The 18,291-nt window shown below is 47.0% G+C and carries 18 protein-coding genes; 4 read left to right on the forward strand and 14 right to left on the reverse strand.

Features of this window, described 5'->3' with window-relative positions; genetic code table 11:
- The 10 genes from IEY34_RS18245 to IEY34_RS18290 all read right to left on the reverse strand — a co-directional run.
- Window positions 1-867 (reverse strand): alpha-helical endospore appendage domain-containing protein (locus IEY34_RS18245; RefSeq protein WP_505816936.1); only part of this gene is annotated, 867 nt, incomplete at its 3' end.
- Window positions 868-986: 119 nt separating this feature from the next.
- Window positions 987-2,393, reverse strand: coding sequence for an exosporium glycoprotein BclB-related protein (locus tag IEY34_RS18250; RefSeq protein ID WP_189013763.1), 1,407 nt, complete (start codon window positions 2,391-2,393; stop codon window positions 987-989).
- Between the two features lie 126 nt (window positions 2,394-2,519).
- The gene (locus IEY34_RS18255; RefSeq protein WP_189013765.1) at window positions 2,520-3,023 is read right to left on the reverse strand and encodes a hypothetical protein; all 504 of its coding nucleotides are present in this window, start codon (window positions 3,021-3,023) and stop codon (window positions 2,520-2,522) included.
- The gene (locus IEY34_RS18260; RefSeq protein WP_189013767.1) at window positions 3,004-3,381 is read right to left on the reverse strand and encodes an alpha-helical endospore appendage domain-containing protein; all 378 of its coding nucleotides are present in this window, start codon (window positions 3,379-3,381) and stop codon (window positions 3,004-3,006) included. Before IEY34_RS18260 ends, IEY34_RS18255 begins: the two co-directional genes overlap by 20 nt.
- Before the next feature lie 32 nt (window positions 3,382-3,413).
- Window positions 3,414-3,737 carry an alpha-helical endospore appendage domain-containing protein gene (locus IEY34_RS18265; RefSeq protein WP_189013768.1) on the reverse strand — a complete coding sequence of 108 codons (324 nt, stop codon included), beginning with the start codon at window positions 3,735-3,737 and terminating at the stop codon, window positions 3,414-3,416.
- Window positions 3,738-3,896: 159 nt separating this feature from the next.
- Window positions 3,897-4,211 carry an alpha-helical endospore appendage domain-containing protein gene (locus IEY34_RS18270; protein WP_189013770.1) on the reverse strand — a complete coding sequence of 105 codons (315 nt, stop codon included), beginning with the start codon at window positions 4,209-4,211 and terminating at the stop codon, window positions 3,897-3,899.
- A gap of 78 nt (window positions 4,212-4,289) precedes the next feature.
- Window positions 4,290-6,191 carry a glycosyltransferase gene (locus IEY34_RS18275; RefSeq protein WP_189013772.1) on the reverse strand — a complete coding sequence of 634 codons (1,902 nt, stop codon included), beginning with the start codon at window positions 6,189-6,191 and terminating at the stop codon, window positions 4,290-4,292.
- Window positions 6,188-7,273 (reverse strand): glycosyltransferase family 2 protein, encoded by a 1,086-nt coding sequence (locus tag IEY34_RS18280; RefSeq protein ID WP_189013774.1) that lies wholly within the window; start codon window positions 7,271-7,273, stop codon window positions 6,188-6,190. Before IEY34_RS18280 ends, IEY34_RS18275 begins: the two co-directional genes overlap by 4 nt.
- A gap of 4 nt (window positions 7,274-7,277) precedes the next feature.
- Window positions 7,278-8,003 (reverse strand): glycosyltransferase, encoded by a 726-nt coding sequence (locus tag IEY34_RS18285; protein ID WP_229757711.1) that lies wholly within the window; start codon window positions 8,001-8,003, stop codon window positions 7,278-7,280.
- Window positions 7,966-8,817, reverse strand: coding sequence for a class I SAM-dependent methyltransferase (locus tag IEY34_RS18290; protein WP_189013776.1), 852 nt, complete (start codon window positions 8,815-8,817; stop codon window positions 7,966-7,968). The genes IEY34_RS18285 and IEY34_RS18290 overlap by 38 nt, the downstream gene beginning before the upstream one ends.
- 103 nt (window positions 8,818-8,920) lie before the next feature.
- Between IEY34_RS18290 and IEY34_RS18295 the strand changes: the two genes are divergently transcribed.
- Complete coding sequence (locus tag IEY34_RS18295; RefSeq protein WP_229757712.1) at window positions 8,921-10,045, forward strand: glycosyltransferase; 1,125 nt, start codon at window positions 8,921-8,923, stop codon at window positions 10,043-10,045.
- A gap of 11 nt (window positions 10,046-10,056) precedes the next feature.
- Here the strand turns inward: IEY34_RS18295 and IEY34_RS18300 are convergent, their stop codons facing one another.
- On the reverse strand, window positions 10,057-10,554 hold the full coding sequence (locus IEY34_RS18300; RefSeq protein WP_189013778.1) for a metallophosphoesterase family protein: 498 nt from the start codon (window positions 10,552-10,554) through the stop codon (window positions 10,057-10,059).
- Between the two features lie 114 nt (window positions 10,555-10,668).
- On the opposite strand from IEY34_RS18300, the gene IEY34_RS18305 reads away from it, so the two are divergent.
- Window positions 10,669-11,970: an AAA family ATPase gene (locus IEY34_RS18305; protein WP_189013983.1), complete on the forward strand. Its 1,302-nt coding sequence runs from the start codon at window positions 10,669-10,671 to the stop codon at window positions 11,968-11,970.
- A gap of 12 nt (window positions 11,971-11,982) precedes the next feature.
- Window positions 11,983-13,710, forward strand: coding sequence for a vWA domain-containing protein (locus IEY34_RS18310; protein WP_189013780.1), 1,728 nt, complete (start codon window positions 11,983-11,985; stop codon window positions 13,708-13,710).
- A 381-nt stretch (window positions 13,711-14,091) separates the two neighbouring features.
- On the opposite strand, the gene IEY34_RS18315 is transcribed toward IEY34_RS18310, so the two are convergent.
- The 3 genes from IEY34_RS18315 to IEY34_RS18325 all read right to left on the reverse strand — a co-directional run bounded on the left by IEY34_RS18315 (window position 14,092) and on the right by IEY34_RS18325 (window position 15,906).
- Window positions 14,092-14,763: a PIG-L deacetylase family protein gene (locus IEY34_RS18315; RefSeq protein WP_189013782.1), complete on the reverse strand. Its 672-nt coding sequence runs from the start codon at window positions 14,761-14,763 to the stop codon at window positions 14,092-14,094.
- A gap of 42 nt (window positions 14,764-14,805) precedes the next feature.
- Window positions 14,806-15,174: a hypothetical protein gene (locus IEY34_RS18320; protein WP_189013784.1), complete on the reverse strand. Its 369-nt coding sequence runs from the start codon at window positions 15,172-15,174 to the stop codon at window positions 14,806-14,808.
- Window positions 15,175-15,426: 252 nt separating this feature from the next.
- Window positions 15,427-15,906: a glutathione peroxidase gene (locus IEY34_RS18325; protein WP_189013786.1), complete on the reverse strand. Its 480-nt coding sequence runs from the start codon at window positions 15,904-15,906 to the stop codon at window positions 15,427-15,429.
- Window positions 15,907-16,090: 184 nt separating this feature from the next.
- Between IEY34_RS18325 and IEY34_RS18330 the strand changes: the two genes are divergently transcribed.
- Window positions 16,091-18,253 carry a HelD family protein gene (locus IEY34_RS18330; RefSeq protein ID WP_189013788.1) on the forward strand — a complete coding sequence of 721 codons (2,163 nt, stop codon included), beginning with the start codon at window positions 16,091-16,093 and terminating at the stop codon, window positions 18,251-18,253.
- The last annotated feature ends 38 nt before the right edge of the window (window positions 18,254-18,291 follow it).

Genomic DNA, 18,291 nt, shown 5'->3' on the forward strand with positions numbered 1-18,291 from the left:
CGTTACTCCCGTAGTTCCAGTCGCACCCGTTACTCCCGTGGCTCCCGTAGCCCCCGTCGCTCCCGCAACTCCCGTTGTTCCCGTAGTTCCCGTAGTTCCCATTGCTCCCGCTACTCCCGTGGCTCCCGTGACTCCCGTGACGCCCGTTGCCCCCGCAACGCCCGTTGCCCCCGTAGCCCCCGTCACTCCCGTGGCTCCCGTCGCACCCGTTACTCCCGTTGCCCCCGTAGCTCCCGTAGCCCCCGTCACTCCCGTGGCTCCCGTTGCCCCCGTCACTCCCGTGACTCCAGTTGCTCCCGTGACTCCCGTGACTCCAGTTGCTCCCGTCGCACCCGTGACTCCCGTTGCTCCCGTTGCTCCCGTCGCACTCGTGACTCCAGTTGCTCCCGTCGCTCCCGTCGCTCCCGTTACTCCTGGATCGCCCGTTACTCCCGTTACTCCCGTCGCACCCGTTACTCCCGTGGCTCCCGCTACTCCCGTTGCCCCCGTCACTCCCGTGACTCCTGTCGGACCAGAAGGTCCACCAAATGGTCCAGTCGGACCTGTAGGACCCGTTGGGCCAATTAAAGTAGGTGCCGACAAAACTGTTTCCAGTTTGGATTGCAAGAGATATTCTTCTTTACTAACAGCTGTAATCGTATCTCGTATGCTGTCATTTACTAATAAAAGATCACTTATCGTAGCAATCGGTGGTGATGTTACTCCCGGCAATGTTCCTAGTACGTATTGTAACTTCTCACCTTCAGCATTCAGAATATGACTTAAACCCAACTCTTCTAATGCAATAGATGTAAGTAATAAATTTATGGCCTCATCTCTAGTTACTGAGATTATCGGGGTGATATTAGGGATATCTGGTTGGGACATACAAAATAACCTCCAATTCACCATGAATTTGATTGACTACTGTTCCGATTAAAAATACGAAGAGAGCTGACTTTTTTTCAAGTCAACCCCCTTAATATTGGCAAGATTATGACGTTATCCTAAACCATTGCAACTCCAGCACTTGCATAGCCAGCAACCGTGTTAATGAGGGATAGACCAGTCGCGGTTGCAGAGAATACGAGGATAAGCCTTGTTTGTGCAGTTACTGGAATCGCCAATCCAGTTGCAATCCCATTACTAACCGTTCCAAGCGCAAGAATACCCGTCATTGGAGGTGCCAATGTAACAGTAGCTCCTGGTACAGCTGTAAACAAATTATTTGGCGTAGATGAACTAAATAATTGAGCTGTGATCGAAAGCGTCGAGCCCACTAAGGAAAGTCCAACTGTCGTACTAAAAAAGGCGCTAAGTGAGGTAATTGTGCCTGCACGAGGCATTGAAAATGCAAAGTTTAATAAGGTTCCTGCCGCACCGGTTAAATCAATAACGCCACCGACAATTGAAATGCCTGTTGCTGAACTCCCGAAACCAACCATACTGGTAGTTCCAACTAAACCGCCAACAATTGTCGTCAAAGCAACTGGCAGTCCAGATGCATAAGGAATTATGGGTCCAGATCCATCTAAGCCTGTTGTTCCTGTCGCTCCAGCTACCCCTGTTGCTCCTGTCGCTCCGGCAACCCCTGTTGCTCCTGTTGCTCCTGTAGCTCCAGCTACCCCTGTTGCCCCTGTAGCTCCAACTACTCCTGTTGCTCCTGTAGCTCCAGCTACCCCTGTTGCCCCTGTCGCTCCAACTACTCCTGTTGCTCCTGTTGCTCCTGTCGCTCCAACTACCCCTGTTGCCCCTGTCGCTCCAGCTACCCCTGCTGTTCCCGTTGCTCCGGTTGCTCCAGCAACCCCTGCTGTTCCCGCTGTTCCTGTTGCTCCGGTTGCTCCAGCAACTCCTGCTGTTCCCGCTGTTCCCGTTGCTCCGGTTGCTCCAGCAACCCCTGCTGTTCCCGCTGTTCCTGTTGCTCCCGTTGCTCCAGCAACCCCTGCTGTTCCCGCTGTTCCTGTTGCTCCAGTTGCTCCAGCAACCCCTGCTGTTCCCGCTGTTCCCGTTGCTCCGGTTGCTCCCGTTGCTCCTGGATCACCTGTCGCTCCCGTTGGCCCAAGTGCAGGCCCGCCAGTTGCACCAGTTGGTCCAACCGGTCCTTGCGGACCTACAGAAATAGGCAAAGTAAGGATACTATCCAATTTGGATTGAAGTAAAAACTCCTTTTTAGCTACCGTGTTAATCGTACTTTTTACACTATCGTTTATTAATAATAAATCACTGATCGTTGCCGGGGGGCCAGATAAACCAGGAAGTGTGCCTAAGACATATTGAATCTTTTCCCCTTCAGCATTGAGAATATGGCTTAAACCTAGTTCCTCCATCGCGATCGAAGATAGCAGCAAATTAATTGCTTGGTCTCGCGTAACCGAGATATTAGGTGATATATTTGGTATATTCGCTTGTGACATTACATCAGCCTCCATTCGATAGTTATAAAGTATTCGAGAAGGTTGTTTTGGTGAAAGTTTCCAGGCCTATTTTACAATCAACAAAAAGACCTTCAGGTTAGAAAATCTAACCAAAAGGTCTCTCTATTATGTCCGTTTATCTCGATTGGTTAACAATAAAGGCGGAGCAGCCTTGACGTTTGCTCTGCCTTTTTTCTTGCTTACGCTGGCATTTAAATTCGTATTCAATTCCTCAGCTGCTAATCGATTGTCGATAAACTGTAAATCATTAAGTACATTCACTTGAAATTGACGGAATGCTTCATCCAATGAGGCCCGAGCTATTAATGTAATCCGTTTGCTTATTATATCGCTATACATTTTAATTTCATTAAAATAAACGAATTCGACAATACCCTTTTTATCTATAAGCTGTGAGAGCTTCAGATACTTACGTTGATGAAATCGATGGACTTCTGACATTGAGCTGAACAATTCGCAAATACTCTGGGAGAGCAGGAATCGTTCCCTTTCATCAGCCTGAGGATACCTAAGCAATAAACCGTTAATTAACTGTAGAATCACAAGGATCATCTCGGAAACGGAAGCCGCCTGATCTAGCATGGCAAGCTCAATAGTCGAAGTTTTCATACTCCCAGTTATCCAGTTCTGAATTATTTTCTGAATCTGATTCCTCTGATAGCGGACGTTCGGTTTGAAACATTTGAATAGTTGACATGGCGCTTATTTTTTTAAGCATGAGCCACTGCGTCATAATCATGGAGTCAAGGAATCGAATCACGCCTTGATTGTACTTTACGATTTCTAGTGTAGTTGGATTCGAAGGGAAACTCTGATCAGTGCCAAGAAAGGCCGTAGTTTTGCTGGATTCCGCTCTTAGGAGTTTAGCAATAGATTCCTCTTCTGTAGCTATCGCATGTACGAATTGCTTCATCGTTGTTAAATAGGTTAGTTTTTGCTTAGATAGATGCAGATCATAGCTGCTCACCTCTAATTCTCCTTTCATACGAATCCATTTGTCTATTCTTCACAGTCTTCCATCATGCAATCGTCATGTTCCTCTTTTTCTTCCAAACGAATGATATCGGATAATTTAAAACTAAGCAGCATTTGATTACTAATCACATTGCGCATCATTCGATCTATACTGGAATTGATTTGCAAGGCTTCATGAAAGGTCAAACATTGATCTTTAAGTACATGTTGAAGCTTTTCCGCTTCGGCATTGATGATGTGAGAAAGACCGATTTCCTCCAAAGCAATAGAGGTCAGCAATAAGTTGATGACTTCTTTTCGTTTGAGAATAATCTCCGGCTTAATATCAGGTATGTTCGGCATGGACATATCTTTCAACTCCAGTGCTAATAAAATGGGAAATTCTCATGCAATTATCCGTACGCCGTTTAAATATGTATATGAAATTTGTAGTAAAACATGTTGCAAAACCTCTTTTTGGAAAATAAAAAAAGCCCGTCAGGGCTTTAATCATATTTTCAACTAATTTTAGCCAAGTGTATTAGGGAAATGCTCCATAATGGAATCCATCTTGAATTGTAAAAGCATTTCTTTCTTAATGACATCCTGCAATGTTTTTCTCACACTTTCATTTATTAACAATAAATTTGAGATTGTAGGCGCTACTGGCGGAGCTAATGGTGTTAACGTTCCCAAAACATATTGAATTTTCTCGGCTTCCGCATTGACAATATGTGCGAGAGCGAGCTCTTCCAAAGCAATAGATGCCAATAATAAATTAACAGCTCCACCAATTGTAATTGAAATGATGGGGGTAATATTGGGGATATTCGCTTGTGACAACTTCATTCCTCCTTACGCCAGATGATACTTGGAAGTATATGCAGGATGGCCTGTTTTTTCGAACTACTATTTTGAAAACTAGAACTTTCCGGTTTGTTCTAAATATCTTTTATTGTGGAGGATAGAAGGATGTGTGGGGTTATATGAAAAAGCAATATCATGATGGAATTTCGCTTTGTCCAGATTTCCGACACGGTCATAGCATAGGCACAGCTGTACGTGAGGCAGCCAGGTCCAAGAAGAATGATCAAAAATCCCCATCACTTCGGTTGGTTTCGTGGATTTCGTCGCTTGCTCATACCAATAAATCGCTTGATGATAATCAAGTTCATTTAGGTAAACCGCTCCAATTCGGCAGCAGCAATCCGCGCGTGGCAGGTCATATTCAAATGTTCCAAATAACGCGAGCAACTGCTCCTCTCTCTGGCCCAAATGACTGTAACACTCACCTAAATGTAAGGAAGCAGCTATTTTATCTTCTTGCCAACCTTCTCCCTCTAAAAAGAGTTCGTAGTACGTAATGGCTTCCTCAAAGCATCTATGTTCCCGCAATTCATTGGCGAAATAATAGTGATCGCGTGGCGTAAAGAGGTGGCCATCTTCTATTCGCTTCCTATAAATTCGCAAATTGCGGTCCGTATGCGCTTTGTCTTTGCGATGGGTGATAGCAACTTCACTATGATAAACGGAACCGCTAGCAGCCAAATATTCATGAACAGCACCGATCCACTGAAATTGGCATGCTCGACGCACCAATCGATTACGCCTCAAGCTGTGTGTCACATTGTGATTCTCATCGAAGTTTAAATGATACGCCATCGTGACACGATCAACCGCCGGTTCCAGACCGCCAATTAACGATAGAAAGAGCCCGCGATCTTTCTCAGTGAGTGTGTCATCTGCATCGAGCCACAAAACATACTGCTGCGTTGCTTTGGAGAAAGCAAAATTTCGAGCTGCAGCAAAATCGTCAACCCACGGAAAATCATAGACATGATCTGTGTATGAGGCGGCTATTTCTTTGGTGCGATCCGTTGACCCTGTATCCACAATGATAATTTCGTCGGGAATACCTCTTACGCTATGCAGACAAATGGGAAGGGCTTGCTGTTCATTTTTTACGATGATGCATAAGCTGATTGTGATTTTCCGGTCACTGGCCTTCAATTCCTGATAGCTTTGCCGAAATGCATCAACGCCGGCCAGATCTGCCGCACGATAGATATGATAAGCAGGGTAATGGGTGTCCACATGAAGCGTGAACCCTAATGCGCGTGCCCGGATACAGAAATGTCTGTCTTCTCCCCAGAAGGACAAATTGGGTATTTCAGCGAAACGAACGCCCGCTTGTAAGGCTTTGCTGCTAATTAGGGTACAAGCTCCCAGTCCTCCTACTTCGTAGATGCCCGGCACGCGCAATTGATGTAGAAACTCCCACATGCGGATAGCCGATTCTTGATCTGTTAATGCCTCTTTTCTTTCTTTGCGGTACAACGTATATTGGTCGCTTATCCACACCTGAGGCATCTCACAAGTATCCGGCTGCCACTTCGTCCAGTAAATATTTGCGATGATATCTTTATCCGCAAGCAAGATTTGCTCTAAGGTATGTGGATGCAAAACCAAATCAGAATCGATTAGAAACAAATAATCAAACTGATGTTCCAAGGCGTATTCGATGATCGTATCTTTCATTCGCGCTACTTTCCATATCGCATCTTCTTGCCAATAATGCGTGATTTCATCTTTCGCATACACATGGGCGTGGTCCGCTTCATGCTGGATCTCTGTACCGCCTTGCTCGATTTGAAATTGACATAGCAATTGGCTCGCAAGGTCATCCACATTATCATCAATGAACAAATAGCTTACCTCAACGGTCATTTTCTCCATGTCGGCGAGAGAACGTAAAAAAGGCGAAAGAATGTCCGCCGTTTGTCGGACAGGACTGCTGATCAATACTCGTTTAAGCGAACTCATATCAATCGCTCCTCTCGCCTGATCGTGGCAAAATAAGCTTGATTGTGCACAATACTCGGATGAGCAGGATTGTATACAGCCGCAATTTCATTGTGGAGTTGTGCCTTTGAGGTATCTCCCAGTCGGTCGTAGCACAAACAGAGCTGCAAATGCGGCAGCCATGTCCATGCCGAGTAATCAACAACGCCAGCGTATCCCTTGGGTTCTCCTAATGTTGTGGCTGAATGAAACCAATGCACCGCCAAATCCAGGCGCTGCTCTTCCAGGAACAAAGCACCTAACCGACAACACATTTCCGCTCTTGGTTTACCATACAGAAGCGTCCTTAGCAACGATCGAATTTGCAGCTTACGATTCTCCAATTTGGCGTAGCAGTCCCCCATTTTCAAACAAGCAGCGAAACAATCCTCACTCCACCCAAGCTTCGTAGCAAGAAAACGTTCATAATAGTCAATTGCTTCTTCCTTACAGTCATGATCTTTCAGTTCATTGGCGAAATAATATAAATCGCGTGGAGTGAAAGATTCATTAGCCGCCGCGCGCTGCCGATATATTCTCAGATTGCGGTCTGTATAAGGTTTATCTTTTTTATGCGTAATGGCGATGTCGGAATGAATGATGTTCCCGCTCACCAGCAAAACCTCATGCACAGGGCCTTCCCAACGAAAGCCGCAGGCACGCCGAACTAACCGGTTGCGCCTGAGACTGGTCGTCACCTGATTGTCAGCGTTAAACCCTAGATAATAGTGCATCATGACGCTGTCAACCGAACTTTCCAAGGTTCGCTTTAGTTCCACAAACTTCAAACGGTCCTCTTCCACGACCTCATCGTCCGCATCCAGCCAAAGAATATAATCCATGTTCGCTTTCGAGAAAGCGAAATTCCGGGCTTCTCCGAAATTATCATTCCATGCCAAATCAAAGATTAATGCACCGAATGCGGCGGCTGTCTCCTTGGTCCGATCTGTGGAACCGGTATCGACAATGATGATTTCATCAACAATATCTCGAATGGATTGCAAACAACGGGCAAGAGATTGCTCTTCATTCTTGACGATCATACAGAGGCTTATCGTTATCAACGGGCTATTCCTCCCATTTCACAAGTTGGGGATCGACATCGAGAATCGATTCATATTGTTCTTTCCATCCATACTGCGCGTTTGGATCAAGTTTCATATATCGTTCATACTTTGCTTTTCGGTCTTCCGGCTTCGCCCAACCGTAATGTTTGACTCTCGCCGCATGACATAGGTAAGTGAACATTTGGATCGTTGCTGGGAATCGTCCGCAATGCTGAGGCGTTTCCCGCCATAAATAACCGAAGTTCGGCTTATATCGCAGTAGGAAGGGCCGATACGTATGATGAGCACTCCAATAGGCATCTTCCCGGTAGCTGGTCTCATTCCACATATCGTACAGGCGAAAATAAATCGCATCCTGCTCACAATGATCGATTAAAGGCCTTACTTGATTAGCAAATTGATCGTCCATGATCTCATCTGCATCCAAGTTGAGAATCCATTCCGGATTGCTCTGAATCGTGGCCTCCCATTGCTGTTTGCGCAGCTGAACCTCATTAGAGAAGCGGGATTCGGTATTTTGTATCACATGCAGCGGAATCCCGGAGAGCAGTTCCTGACATATCGCTACCGTGTCGTCTGTACTGCCATCATCAATAATAACCGCCTCATCAATCCAGTCCCGATGTTTGCTCAGAGCATGGACGAGATAGCGTTGGCTTTCGTTTTTTACAATCATCGACAAGGTCAATTTACTCATGGCGATGCCCTGCAACGCCAAAAATTTCATGGCCATGCCACCCAGACTGAAGACTAATCATCATTTTAATTTTATTCATTTCCTTCATATTGGCGAGATGACTTTGAATCAGTGGATTTAGCTGCAAATCTCGTTCAAGCCGAGAAGGCTCTTCTCGGGAGAATAAAGAAACGAGCTCATAATCACACTGGCTCAGAAGCAGCTCCAGATGCTCTTTTCCATAGTGAAATAAATGATCAACTTCCATCAACAGCGGGGAAGAAGTCCCCAGCATCGCATTGGTTAGCGAATGCTGGTTAGGCACGCTAAATAGCACTTTTCCCTCAGGATTAAGCCTTTCTTTCACTTGTTTCAGAAAGCTTTTGGGGTCCGAGATGTGTTCAAGCACATGCCAGAAAACAATCGCGTCGAACGTTTCTCCCTGTTCAAGAAGGGATTCCGTCCAGAGCTCATTCCGCAGATTTAAATCATAACGTTCTTTGGCATATTCGCAGGCGACCGCAGATGGCTCGATGCCCGTCACCTGCCAGCCCGCATCGCGAGCCAACCATAGAAATTCACCAGTTCCTGAACCAATTTCGAGCAGTTTCCCCTTTTGACGTGAAAACATATCCAGCAGCAGTACACCGAAAGAAGCATGCTCTCGCAAGGTATCAATCGCATATCGATCCCTCATAGCTACCCACTCGGCATCATAGATCTCACGAATTAACTGCTCTGTCTGAATACTTGAAAGCTGCTTCCGGTAAATCAAATCACATTCGCTGCACCTAACAAGCGTAAAGTTGGGGTAACTATGATACGGCACACTTTTGGGGGCTTCGCATAAAGGACATGACTCCATCTACAATCCCTTCTTTCATGTTATTGCTCTTGGCTGCATATCTATGGCACTAAGTCCCTGCATCCAACCTGCACGAGCAAGGGATAACCGGAGGTGATCTCTAATGAACCAACCGACGATTTCACTTTGTATGATCGTGAAAGATGAAGAAGCGCAGCTTGCATCCTGTCTCCAAAGCGTGAAGGATTGGGTTACCGAAATGATCATTGTAGATACGGGTTCTACAGATCGCACCAAAGAAATATGCGAATCGTTTGGTGCCAAAGTATTTGACTATACATGGAACAACCATTTTGCTGAAGCTCGCAACTTCGGTCTAGCCCAAGCCAAAGGAGATTGGATACTCTATCTGGACGCAGATGAAGAGTTTGAACCTCTTCATGACTTTGCGCTGCTCACACAGCTCAACCAAGAACAAGCTGCTATTCTTACTGTGCATCTAATTAATTATATTGGCGATCATCCAAATGAAGACGAAGCATTTCATATTGCTCATCCACGTTTTTTCCGCAATCATCTTGGCCTGCGATTTCAATATCCCATTCATGAGACACTCAATGTGGAAGAAATCTTCCCCAAGGAGCAATTATCCGACCTCATGGGCCATATTCCCTTAAAGCTGCTCCATCGGGGCTACATGCCTGCCATAACTGCTCACAAGAAAAAATATCAACGCAACATGGCGCTGCTGAATCAAGAAGCGAATCAAGCATCTTCCAACCCCTGGGTTGAATATCACATCGCAAGTGAGTATTACAGAGTTCAGCAGTACGACAAAGCTTTCGAGTATGTGAATTTGTCTATCGTACGTTTCATTCAAAGCGGCTTGATGCCGCCTTCTCTCCTGTACAAATTAAAATATGCCATCCTCTTCAGCACTGGAAGCATAGATGGCGCGTGGCCGGGGATCGATAAAGCCATTGCGCTTTACCCTGATTATGTTGATCTTCATTTCTATAAAGGGGTCATTTTTTACTTGAAAAAGTGGACTTCTAGCGCATTGGATGTATTCTATCATTGTTTATCAATCGGGGAATCTACGGGACAACATTTGACCTTAAAAGGTGCCGGAAGTTTTCATGCTTGGTACTATATAGGTTTGTGCTGGGAGAGTCTGGAAAACAACCAAAAGGCTGTCCAGGCCTACCAAACTGCCTTGGAGCTGTCACCAACCTATACGTTGGCAGCAGAGGCTATCCAACTTATACAAAAAAAGCAAAGTTTATGAGGGTAGCCCCCTTAAACTTTGCTCTCATAATAGAAATGTTCGGCATGTATCGTCTCACTTAACTCGAGTATGCCGTACGAGTAATTCGGCTGTCTCCTTTTGTCCGTTGGAGAACCAGGATTAAACATCAATATGCCGTCGATGGTTTGCTTATAAGGAATATGGGAGTGCCCGAAAATAACGACATCCGGCCGCTCAGTTAGGAAGGCTTCTCGCGCTCGCTCTTCGGTCGTTTTGCGAAATCCATCTCCGTGAATGAGTCCTATTCGATATCCGCCAAGCGATAGTATCTTCCTCAACCCATATCGATCGATGATCTCTGGACCATCATTATTTCCTGCCACAGATTCACAAGGTGCTATCGCTTCAACTAAATCAATGACATGGTCACTAACCCAATCCCCTGCATGAATAATCAGATCTACACCCTGTAAACCGCGTATAAGTTCATCTGGCAGCTTGGGGACCCTCGCTGATAAATGGGTATCTGAAATAACGCCAATCCGCATGATCATCGCTCCTTTATATAAATTCTCGCCTCTATTGTAGCATATTCGAAGTTTACGCGGCAGTTTGGTACAATGAAACATACGGACTTGACTACGCCAAGGGGGACAACAATGATGAAAGAACCCATCGTTATACAGAACAAACTTAGGGAAGCTATGGGACATCTCGAAAAAAGGTTCATGGAACGCGAAGAGCTTATCCGTGTCTTGCTCCTGGCTATTATGAGCGGAGAACATCTTCTGTTGGTAGGACCTCCGGGCTCAGCCAAATCACAATTAGCACGCGCCGCGGCAGACCTATTTGGCCAAGAGCCCTATTTCGATTATTTGTTGACGCGCTTCACAACGCCGGATGAACTATTCGGTCCTGTTTCCTTGCAAAAGTTAAAAAACGACGAATATATTCGACTTACCGAAGGTTATTTGCCAAGTGCTCGATTCGCTTTCTTGGATGAAATATTCAAAGCCAACAGCGCCATCCTGAACTCGCTTCTGTCGGTCTTGAATGAACGGATCTTCTTCAATGGCCGTCACAAGCAGATCTCCCCGCTGCTCTTCTTAATGGCCGCCTCCAATGAATTGCCAGAAGATAACGAGCAATTAGCCGCTTTGTATGATCGCTTTCTGTTCCGCTTCGAAGTGGAGTACGTCAAGCAAATATCCAGTTTCGAGCTGATGTTTCAAGCTCCTACCACACCAGTACCGGCTTTGTTAGCGACCGACATGGTCAAGCAGGTAAATCAACAAGCGGCTGATGTCCAATTGCCGGAATCGCTCATCTATATGCTGTTCCAATTGAAAACGGCCCTTGAAGAACAAGAATACGTGCTTTCAGATCGTCGCTGGCATAAGATTGGCCACACCTGGAAAATTTCAGCGGCCATACACGGACGCTCTGCCGTCAACGTTTGGGATACGGTGCTGACCCCTCATCTGCTTTGGGATTTCCCAGAAGATTTGGTTGACATCAGAACGATCTTCGATACGTTGTTTCAGGACATGTTGAAACGAGAAATGGAGCAGGAACTCCCGCTTCTTACGTACAATTTAACTGTGAAAAAGTGGTTGGACAAAGAAGACGAGCTGCATGCCTTCCAATTCAAAAAAGAGATTGGCGGCGCTCTAAACAAAGATGCCGCAGAGCGTTTGAAGGCTACGACAGAGGAATGTCGAACAGAACTCGAAGAAACCGCACGGAGTCTTCGCGGCAGACTGGTTTCCTGGCAGGAAAAAGAGAAAAAATTGCCGGAATGGATAGCGTCGCAGTCCATTTTCCTGCAGCATCCTGATCAATATGCCGTGAAGTTCACTCATTTGCGGATTCAAGGCGAACGTATATTACAAACTATTCAAGGCTTATATCGCACCCTTTTTGACCGTGAGATACCAGGTATCGTTTACGACTATACGCTATAAGAGGTTACTCCTATGATCATTCGCTGTACACGAGTTGACAGATATGTGTTCGATGGCTATGTTCATTCATCGCGAGTTGCCCAAGAATGGATGCGTGAAGCCGTACGCCAAGCCCCCTGGTATACGTTGGAGTTGTTTGCCGACTTCTTTATGTGCTTTTATTTAACGAAGCCTGACATCGATGGCACCGCAGAGGAAACGTCCTTTCACCGCTGGATGATTCTGACGCTGCGCAAGCAGTATTTCTATGTATCCATCCATCCACGCACCATCGGACAGGTAAATGCTTCTTTCAAAACTGCGCTAAAGGCGCTGATGTGGCTGACGGAGTCCTACGAGAAAGAAGTGAAGAAACGCCAAAAAGAACAAAAAGAAAGCGGCATTGGCCTGGAGAAAAAGCAGCAGCAAAGCGGACAGGACGAAAACAACGTCAGCGAGCGGCTATCTGAGAAGCAGATCGAGAAGCTGCGTCTAGTCGGCTACACGCTGCAGCGAGGCAAACGTGCTGTCGAAGACAAGCAAGAAGCCGTTGATTCGCGCCCGCTGGTGGCGGAGGAGATTCGCGCGTTGAAGCAGCGGATTGCCGCGCTGCAAGACGAAATGCGCACCGAGTTCATGAAGCGCGACAAGCTGAAAGCCAAGCTGCGCAAGGCGGAAGAGGAACTCGACCGCCGACAGCGGCAGCTGGACCGCATGAGCGCGCGCGAGCTCGCCGCCATGAAGCAGATCGAGGACGAGCTCGGCGACTGGCTCGGTCGAGCTTTGAAGGAGACGCTGTCCCTCGAAGAGGCAGACAGCTTCAACGTCCACGAGCTCGTGCAAGCGAGTCAGCGGCTCGCGAACCGGCGCTGGGGCAGCGAGCTTGGCAAGCTGCGTCGACAGACGTTCGAGCAGTACGTGCAGTGGATCGAGAAGCTCAAGCGCAGCAAGGATTTGGTAGCCTTCCTGCAGGAAGTCGGACGCAATGTCCACCACCTGCGCGTACAGCGCAAGAAGATGCGCTCCCCCTTCGTGCCGGAATCATACGATGATCTGCGCCAATCTGGCGATATCGCGCATTTGCTTCCAAGTGAAGCGAGTTTGCTCGCGGACGATGATTTCGAGCCTTATTTTCTATTCAAATGGATGGAAAACAAGCTTATGACCTACAATTATACGGGCTCGATTACGGAACCGCAGAAAGGCCCGGTCATCTGCATGCTCGATACCTCGCATTCCATGCGCGGCAGCAAGCTGCGGCTGGCGCAGCTGTTCACGGCGACCTTCGCCTCCTTCGCGCTTCTTGAGCGGCGGGATTTCGTTCTGCTCCTATTCGGAGCGAAGGGCGAACTCATTGAGCATGTGCTGTCTTACAAACGTCCCGATTGGGACCGTTTCTATGGACTAGCACAGCTAGCCTTCGGTGGCGGCACGAATTTCGACGCCCCCTTAGACCGCGGCATGGACATCGTCCAGCACCAGCCGCAGTTTCAAGACGCCGACTTCGTGATGGTCACCGATGGTGTCGGCCAAATCTCCAAGCCGATTCAACATAGACTTGGTGATCTCGGCCAAAAGAAACAGCTTCGCCTGCATTCACTCATCATTGGATCTGCCAGGCAGCATCTGGTTCAGACCTATGAAATCGTTGGCGTTTCCCATCAAGTGCGCTTCGCAACAGCTTGGGATCTTCAAGATCCTGTGAAGGATGAACTTTTACTGGATGTTTTTGCAAATCGTTCCTTGAAGGTACGCCGCTAACGCAAAGAGGTCTATTTCCAAAGTAGATAAAACTACTTTCGAGACAGACCTCTTTGCCCATGCTATTCGTAGGCATACCCTTATGCCCTTATTAATTCTTTGATCGTCTTCAACGAGACGCCTGTTTGGTGATATACCTCAATCAAGGTAGCTCGTGGATGATTTCGCATGAAATCCTTCACTTTGTGCGATTCGGCTATTTGCAACTGAAAGCAATTGTTACAGCGTTTCTGGTAACTCGTTATGAAAACTTGACCGCATTGTTCGCAATTGCAAAGTGTCATTCGTCCACACCTTCCTAGGCACCTACCAGCTTGCTATATCTACAGATATAGCATTCGCAGCGCCTTCCTCACTTGTGGGGGTCGGATATATTAACTTTTAAATTTTGGGCTTAGGCCACATCACGCCATCCTGCCAACCGAGGACAAAGGCCTCCCAGCGATGATTTTCCGGGAAATTTGCCAGATCTCCGAACAATTTCTCGATCGCGATATACTGCGTCGCATGCGCTCTTAGCGCAGCTGCTTTCATCGTCCACCAACGCTCCGTATCTACGCGAATGGAGGGTGTATGACCGCTCGCTATCAGCGAAGCTGAAGCCGTATAGTAAAGTTTGCGCACGCTCGGACATTCGCCGCTCAGCACAGCCGCTGTCGTGGCTTTGGAAATCGTCACATGATCCGGATGACCATTCCCGCCATCCTCAGAGAATGTAAACAGATACGCCAGTTCATGCTTCTGAATAAAAGCAATAACACCAGCGACTAATGCAGGGAAATCAATCGTTGCCAATTGACCATCCGGCCAACCCAAATACTCAGTATGAGCAATGCCCAGTATCCCGGCTGCTACTTTCATTTCTTCTTCACGCAGCCGCGCTAATTCCGTGCGATTTTTGGCCCGCTCCAGGCCTTGTCGGCCTGCGTCGCCACGAGTTGCCAGCAATAAGGCAGGAGCTTCCCCCTGATCTGCAAGTTCGCGAATAACAGCAGCGCTAAGAAAAGTCTCATCATCCGGATGTGCATATATAAATCCATATCGAGTTCCCATATGTTCACTCTACTTTTCATTGAATTTGGTAAAATTATTGGTTTATGTAAAGTCAGCTGGCGGATATCTTTTTTCTATCCGATAAATGGCCTGATCCAGCGGTATAAGAGATTGTTCTTGCTCTTCACTGTCCCATACATGCACGAGGTTTGTCCACGGCTCGGCGCTGCCAACTTCCAGAACGAAACAAATCCCCTGTTGCTCAGCTGTTTGTTTCCAGTCCTCATCCCTGCCGTTAGCCGTTTGAAGTTGAATGTCTGCCAATCTCAGTTCTTCAATGATAGCAAGTAAGGCTTCGGACCTACCCGAAAAAGGAGTTACAAGGAGTACCACAGCCGATTCATTTCCCATGGAGCTAAAGTGTGTTAATTCCTCTTCCCAGCTTCTTTGGTTTTGACGTTCATTTTGCATCTTCGCACCTTCCCCTTCTCAACGAGATAAAAAAACGCGCCGGACCTATGGTCCTGCGCGAATTGCTATCCCGCAGGGAGGCCAACGCGAAATGCGTTAGCCCACCCTGATCTTTCCAGGTATGTGCTAACGCCTATCAAAATAATGAAATTGTACGAACCGATTACGAGTTGTCATATGATTCGACTCCTTCATGTCATAATTAACCTGATTATAACGAGCAACCTATCTAGATGCAACTATCTTTTTGGCCTAAGCCAACAAAGCCTCAATATCCGGGGTAATTTCAGACGGCTCTGTCCGTGCGCCGTACTGTTTAACAACGTTGCCATTCGCATCAATTAAGAATTTGACGAAATTCCACTCGATTTCCCCTGTACGATAAGGCTCTGGGGTATGGCGTAGCAAATAGGTGTACAAAGGATGTGCGTTTTCACCTTTGACATCCAATTTGGCAAACAGCGGAAAAGTTACGCTATAGTTGAGCTCGCAGAAGCTTTGAATTTCTTCATTCGTACCTGGCTCTTGACCAGCAAATTGATTGCAGGGGAATCCGAGTACAACCAAACCTTTATCTTCGAACTGCTCGTACAAACTTTGCAAGCCTTTGTAATGAGGAGTCAGTCCACAAGCACTCGCCGTATTCACAACCAGCAGCACCTTGCCTTTATATGCAGAAAGCGACTTCTTCTCACCGTTAATCGTTTCAACCTCGATATCATATAGGGACATATTCTCTTCTCCTTTATACATAATAACTACAAGTCCAAGTATACCATTGTTTGCCACTGACACCCAAATGTCGTGAGGATCGGTTTAGCTTCCCATATACTGACAGGTATGATATATTGTTTACCTGTTTATTTCGAAAATCATTCGTTCATAAACAACATCTGATCTTAGGAGGTAACTGATCTTGGACACAAAGACTCAAAGTGCCTATCAAGAAGAATTGCAGCGTCTTGAGCAAACGAATACCGAAATTGATAAACAACTTGCACGGCTTCGAAGCACGCCTGTTTATTATGGACCGGATTTAACGGAACAAGCTTTGGAGGTCGCTCGGGAGAATGGCCGCCACAATTTGACGAAGGCGATAGACGAACCGTATTTCGGCCGTCTTGATTTCCAGGAGAACGGCATGGCTGAGGCCAATCCACTCTACATTGGCAAATCCGGCGTCGAAGACGAACGCAATGGTCAACTGCTCGTCATCGATTGGCGTGCGCCCGTGGCAAGCCTATTCTATTCATTTACTGGCGGACTCGATGCCGCATCGTATGATTCCCCGGATGGCCTCATTGAAGGCCTCGTTTATTTGAAACGAAACCTCGTTGTTCGCAAACAAATTTTGCAGCGGGTCGTGGACACGTATGATCGCACAGAGGACTCTCTATCTGTTGGTGATGAGTTCCTGCTTTATCGATTGGGTGAAAATAAAGATAACAAGCTGCGTGATATCGTTTCCACGATTCAAGCAGAGCAAGATCGTATTATACGTGCCGCCAAAAATACGGCATTAATCATTCAAGGAGTTGCCGGAAGCGGTAAAACAACCGTTGCCCTTCATCGCCTTGCCTTCCTCCTTTATCAATACCGGGAACAAGTGCGCGCGGAGCGGATGATTATTTTTGCGCCAAACTCCATGTTTCTTGATTATATTTCCGGTGTACTGCCGGAATTGGGTGTGGGAAATATTCAACAAAGCACTTTCACGGATTGGGCGCTTGATGTGCTGGATCACGAAGTCACGATGGCTGATCAGGCATTAACCCTGCAAACTTGGTTCTCCTTAGGAAGCAAGAGGCCCCCAGTTGACGACCATGCGCCCGGCAGATTCAAAGGATCTATGGCATTCAAGATATACTTGGATGATTGTCTGACCAAATTCGAAGCTTCTTACGTGCCTACGGCGGATTTCAGCCCTTGGGACGGTGCCAAGCTGCCGATTGCCTCTATTCGCGAGTGGTTTTTTGTTGAAAACAAACACTATCCGCTTGTCAAACGACGTGAACGGGTCGTTGCCCGTATCAAACGGTGGATGGACATGCAGCTTGATAAGATTTGGGAGCAAAGCAAGAAGAAAGAACTCAAAAAGAAATCAAGTCAAAAGCTGCGTACCTATTTGACGAGTTGGCCTGAGCATTCTGCCTTTACCTTCTATAAAGTGTTGTTTTCAGACAAGGGCCGTCCAGATAGCCTTCCCGCTGATTTGCTAGCGCAGATACCAGCGTCGATTATCACCGCATCCCTCAAAAACTTCAAGAAAAAAGAAGTGCAGTTGGAAGATCTTGCTCCACTCCTTTATATCCATACACGCTTGTACGGCATCCCCTCTGATCGGTTATTTGACCATGTTGTCATTGACGAAGCACAGGACTTCTCACCTTTCCAGGTTGCCGTGCTTGATAGTTATACTAGAAATAGCTCCTTTACAATCCTTGGCGATTTATCACAAGGGATTCATGCCTATCAAGGCATTTCCGACTGGAAGGAGTTTGCCAGTTTATTTTCGGAAGATGCAACCGCATATTTCGAACTAGAACGCAGCTATCGTTCTACGATGGAAATTATCCAATTTGCCAATACTGTCCTGCAGCGCGGCGTTGAAAATCCGCTCCTTGCCGTACCGGTTTTCCGCAGCGGCAACAAGGTTCATGTCTTGCAGACGGATCTCAAAGGTCGACTACCGCTGCTTCAACGTGCGATTGCTACACTGAAACAAGGCAGCTCAAGTACCATAGCTGTTGTTGCCCGTACCGAGAAGCACGCGTTGGAGCTGCATGAGGCTTTGACCGAAGCCGGTATCGAAACGAATCTCATTACTTCCAAACAGCGTGTCTATCGCGGCGGCATATCCGTCCTCCCTATCTATCTCACCAAGGGATTGGAATTCGATGCCGTTCTGCTGATGGATGTTACGGCTGGGCACTACGAAACGACCTTGATGGATGCCAAGCTGCTATACGTCGGCTGTACGCGGGCCCTGCACGAACTTTGGTTGATGGCTCCAGGCGAGCTCTCCCCACTCGTATCTATTGAAGACCAGGAGATCGTTACGACGCAGGCTCCTGCCTAGTCTTCTGGTGTCTACGCTCAGACAAAGCAGATATGGAT

It is taken from the genome of Paenibacillus marchantiophytorum (assembly GCF_014640555.1).
GTDB lineage: Bacteria > Bacillota > Bacilli > Paenibacillales > NBRC-103111 > Paenibacillus_E > Paenibacillus_E marchantiophytorum.

Coding starts and splice junctions, on each gene's coding strand:
- IEY34_RS18250 (WP_189013763.1), bottom strand. CDS start 2,393: ATGTCACAAGCGAATATACCAAATATATCACCTAATATCTCGGTTACG.
- IEY34_RS18255 (WP_189013765.1), bottom strand. CDS start 3,023: ATGAAAACTTCGACTATTGAGCTTGCCATGCTAGATCAGGCGGCTTCC.
- IEY34_RS18265 (WP_189013768.1), bottom strand. CDS start 3,737: ATGTCCATGCCGAACATACCTGATATTAAGCCGGAGATTATTCTCAAA.
- IEY34_RS18275 (WP_189013772.1), bottom strand. CDS start 6,191: ATGAGTTCGCTTAAACGAGTATTGATCAGCAGTCCTGTCCGACAAACG.
- IEY34_RS18285 (WP_229757711.1), bottom strand. CDS start 8,003: ATGAAATTTTTGGCGTTGCAGGGCATCGCCATGAGTAAATTGACCTTG.
- IEY34_RS18290 (WP_189013776.1), bottom strand. CDS start 8,817: ATGGAGTCATGTCCTTTATGCGAAGCCCCCAAAAGTGTGCCGTATCAT.
- IEY34_RS18295 (WP_229757712.1), top strand. CDS start 8,921: ATGAACCAACCGACGATTTCACTTTGTATGATCGTGAAAGATGAAGAA.
- IEY34_RS18300 (WP_189013778.1), bottom strand. CDS start 10,554: ATGCGGATTGGCGTTATTTCAGATACCCATTTATCAGCGAGGGTCCCC.
- IEY34_RS18305 (WP_189013983.1), top strand. CDS start 10,669: ATGAAAGAACCCATCGTTATACAGAACAAACTTAGGGAAGCTATGGGA.
- IEY34_RS18310 (WP_189013780.1), top strand. CDS start 11,983: ATGATCATTCGCTGTACACGAGTTGACAGATATGTGTTCGATGGCTAT.
- IEY34_RS18315 (WP_189013782.1), bottom strand. CDS start 14,763: ATGGGAACTCGATATGGATTTATATATGCACATCCGGATGATGAGACT.
- IEY34_RS18320 (WP_189013784.1), bottom strand. CDS start 15,174: ATGCAAAATGAACGTCAAAACCAAAGAAGCTGGGAAGAGGAATTAACA.
- IEY34_RS18325 (WP_189013786.1), bottom strand. CDS start 15,906: ATGTCCCTATATGATATCGAGGTTGAAACGATTAACGGTGAGAAGAAG.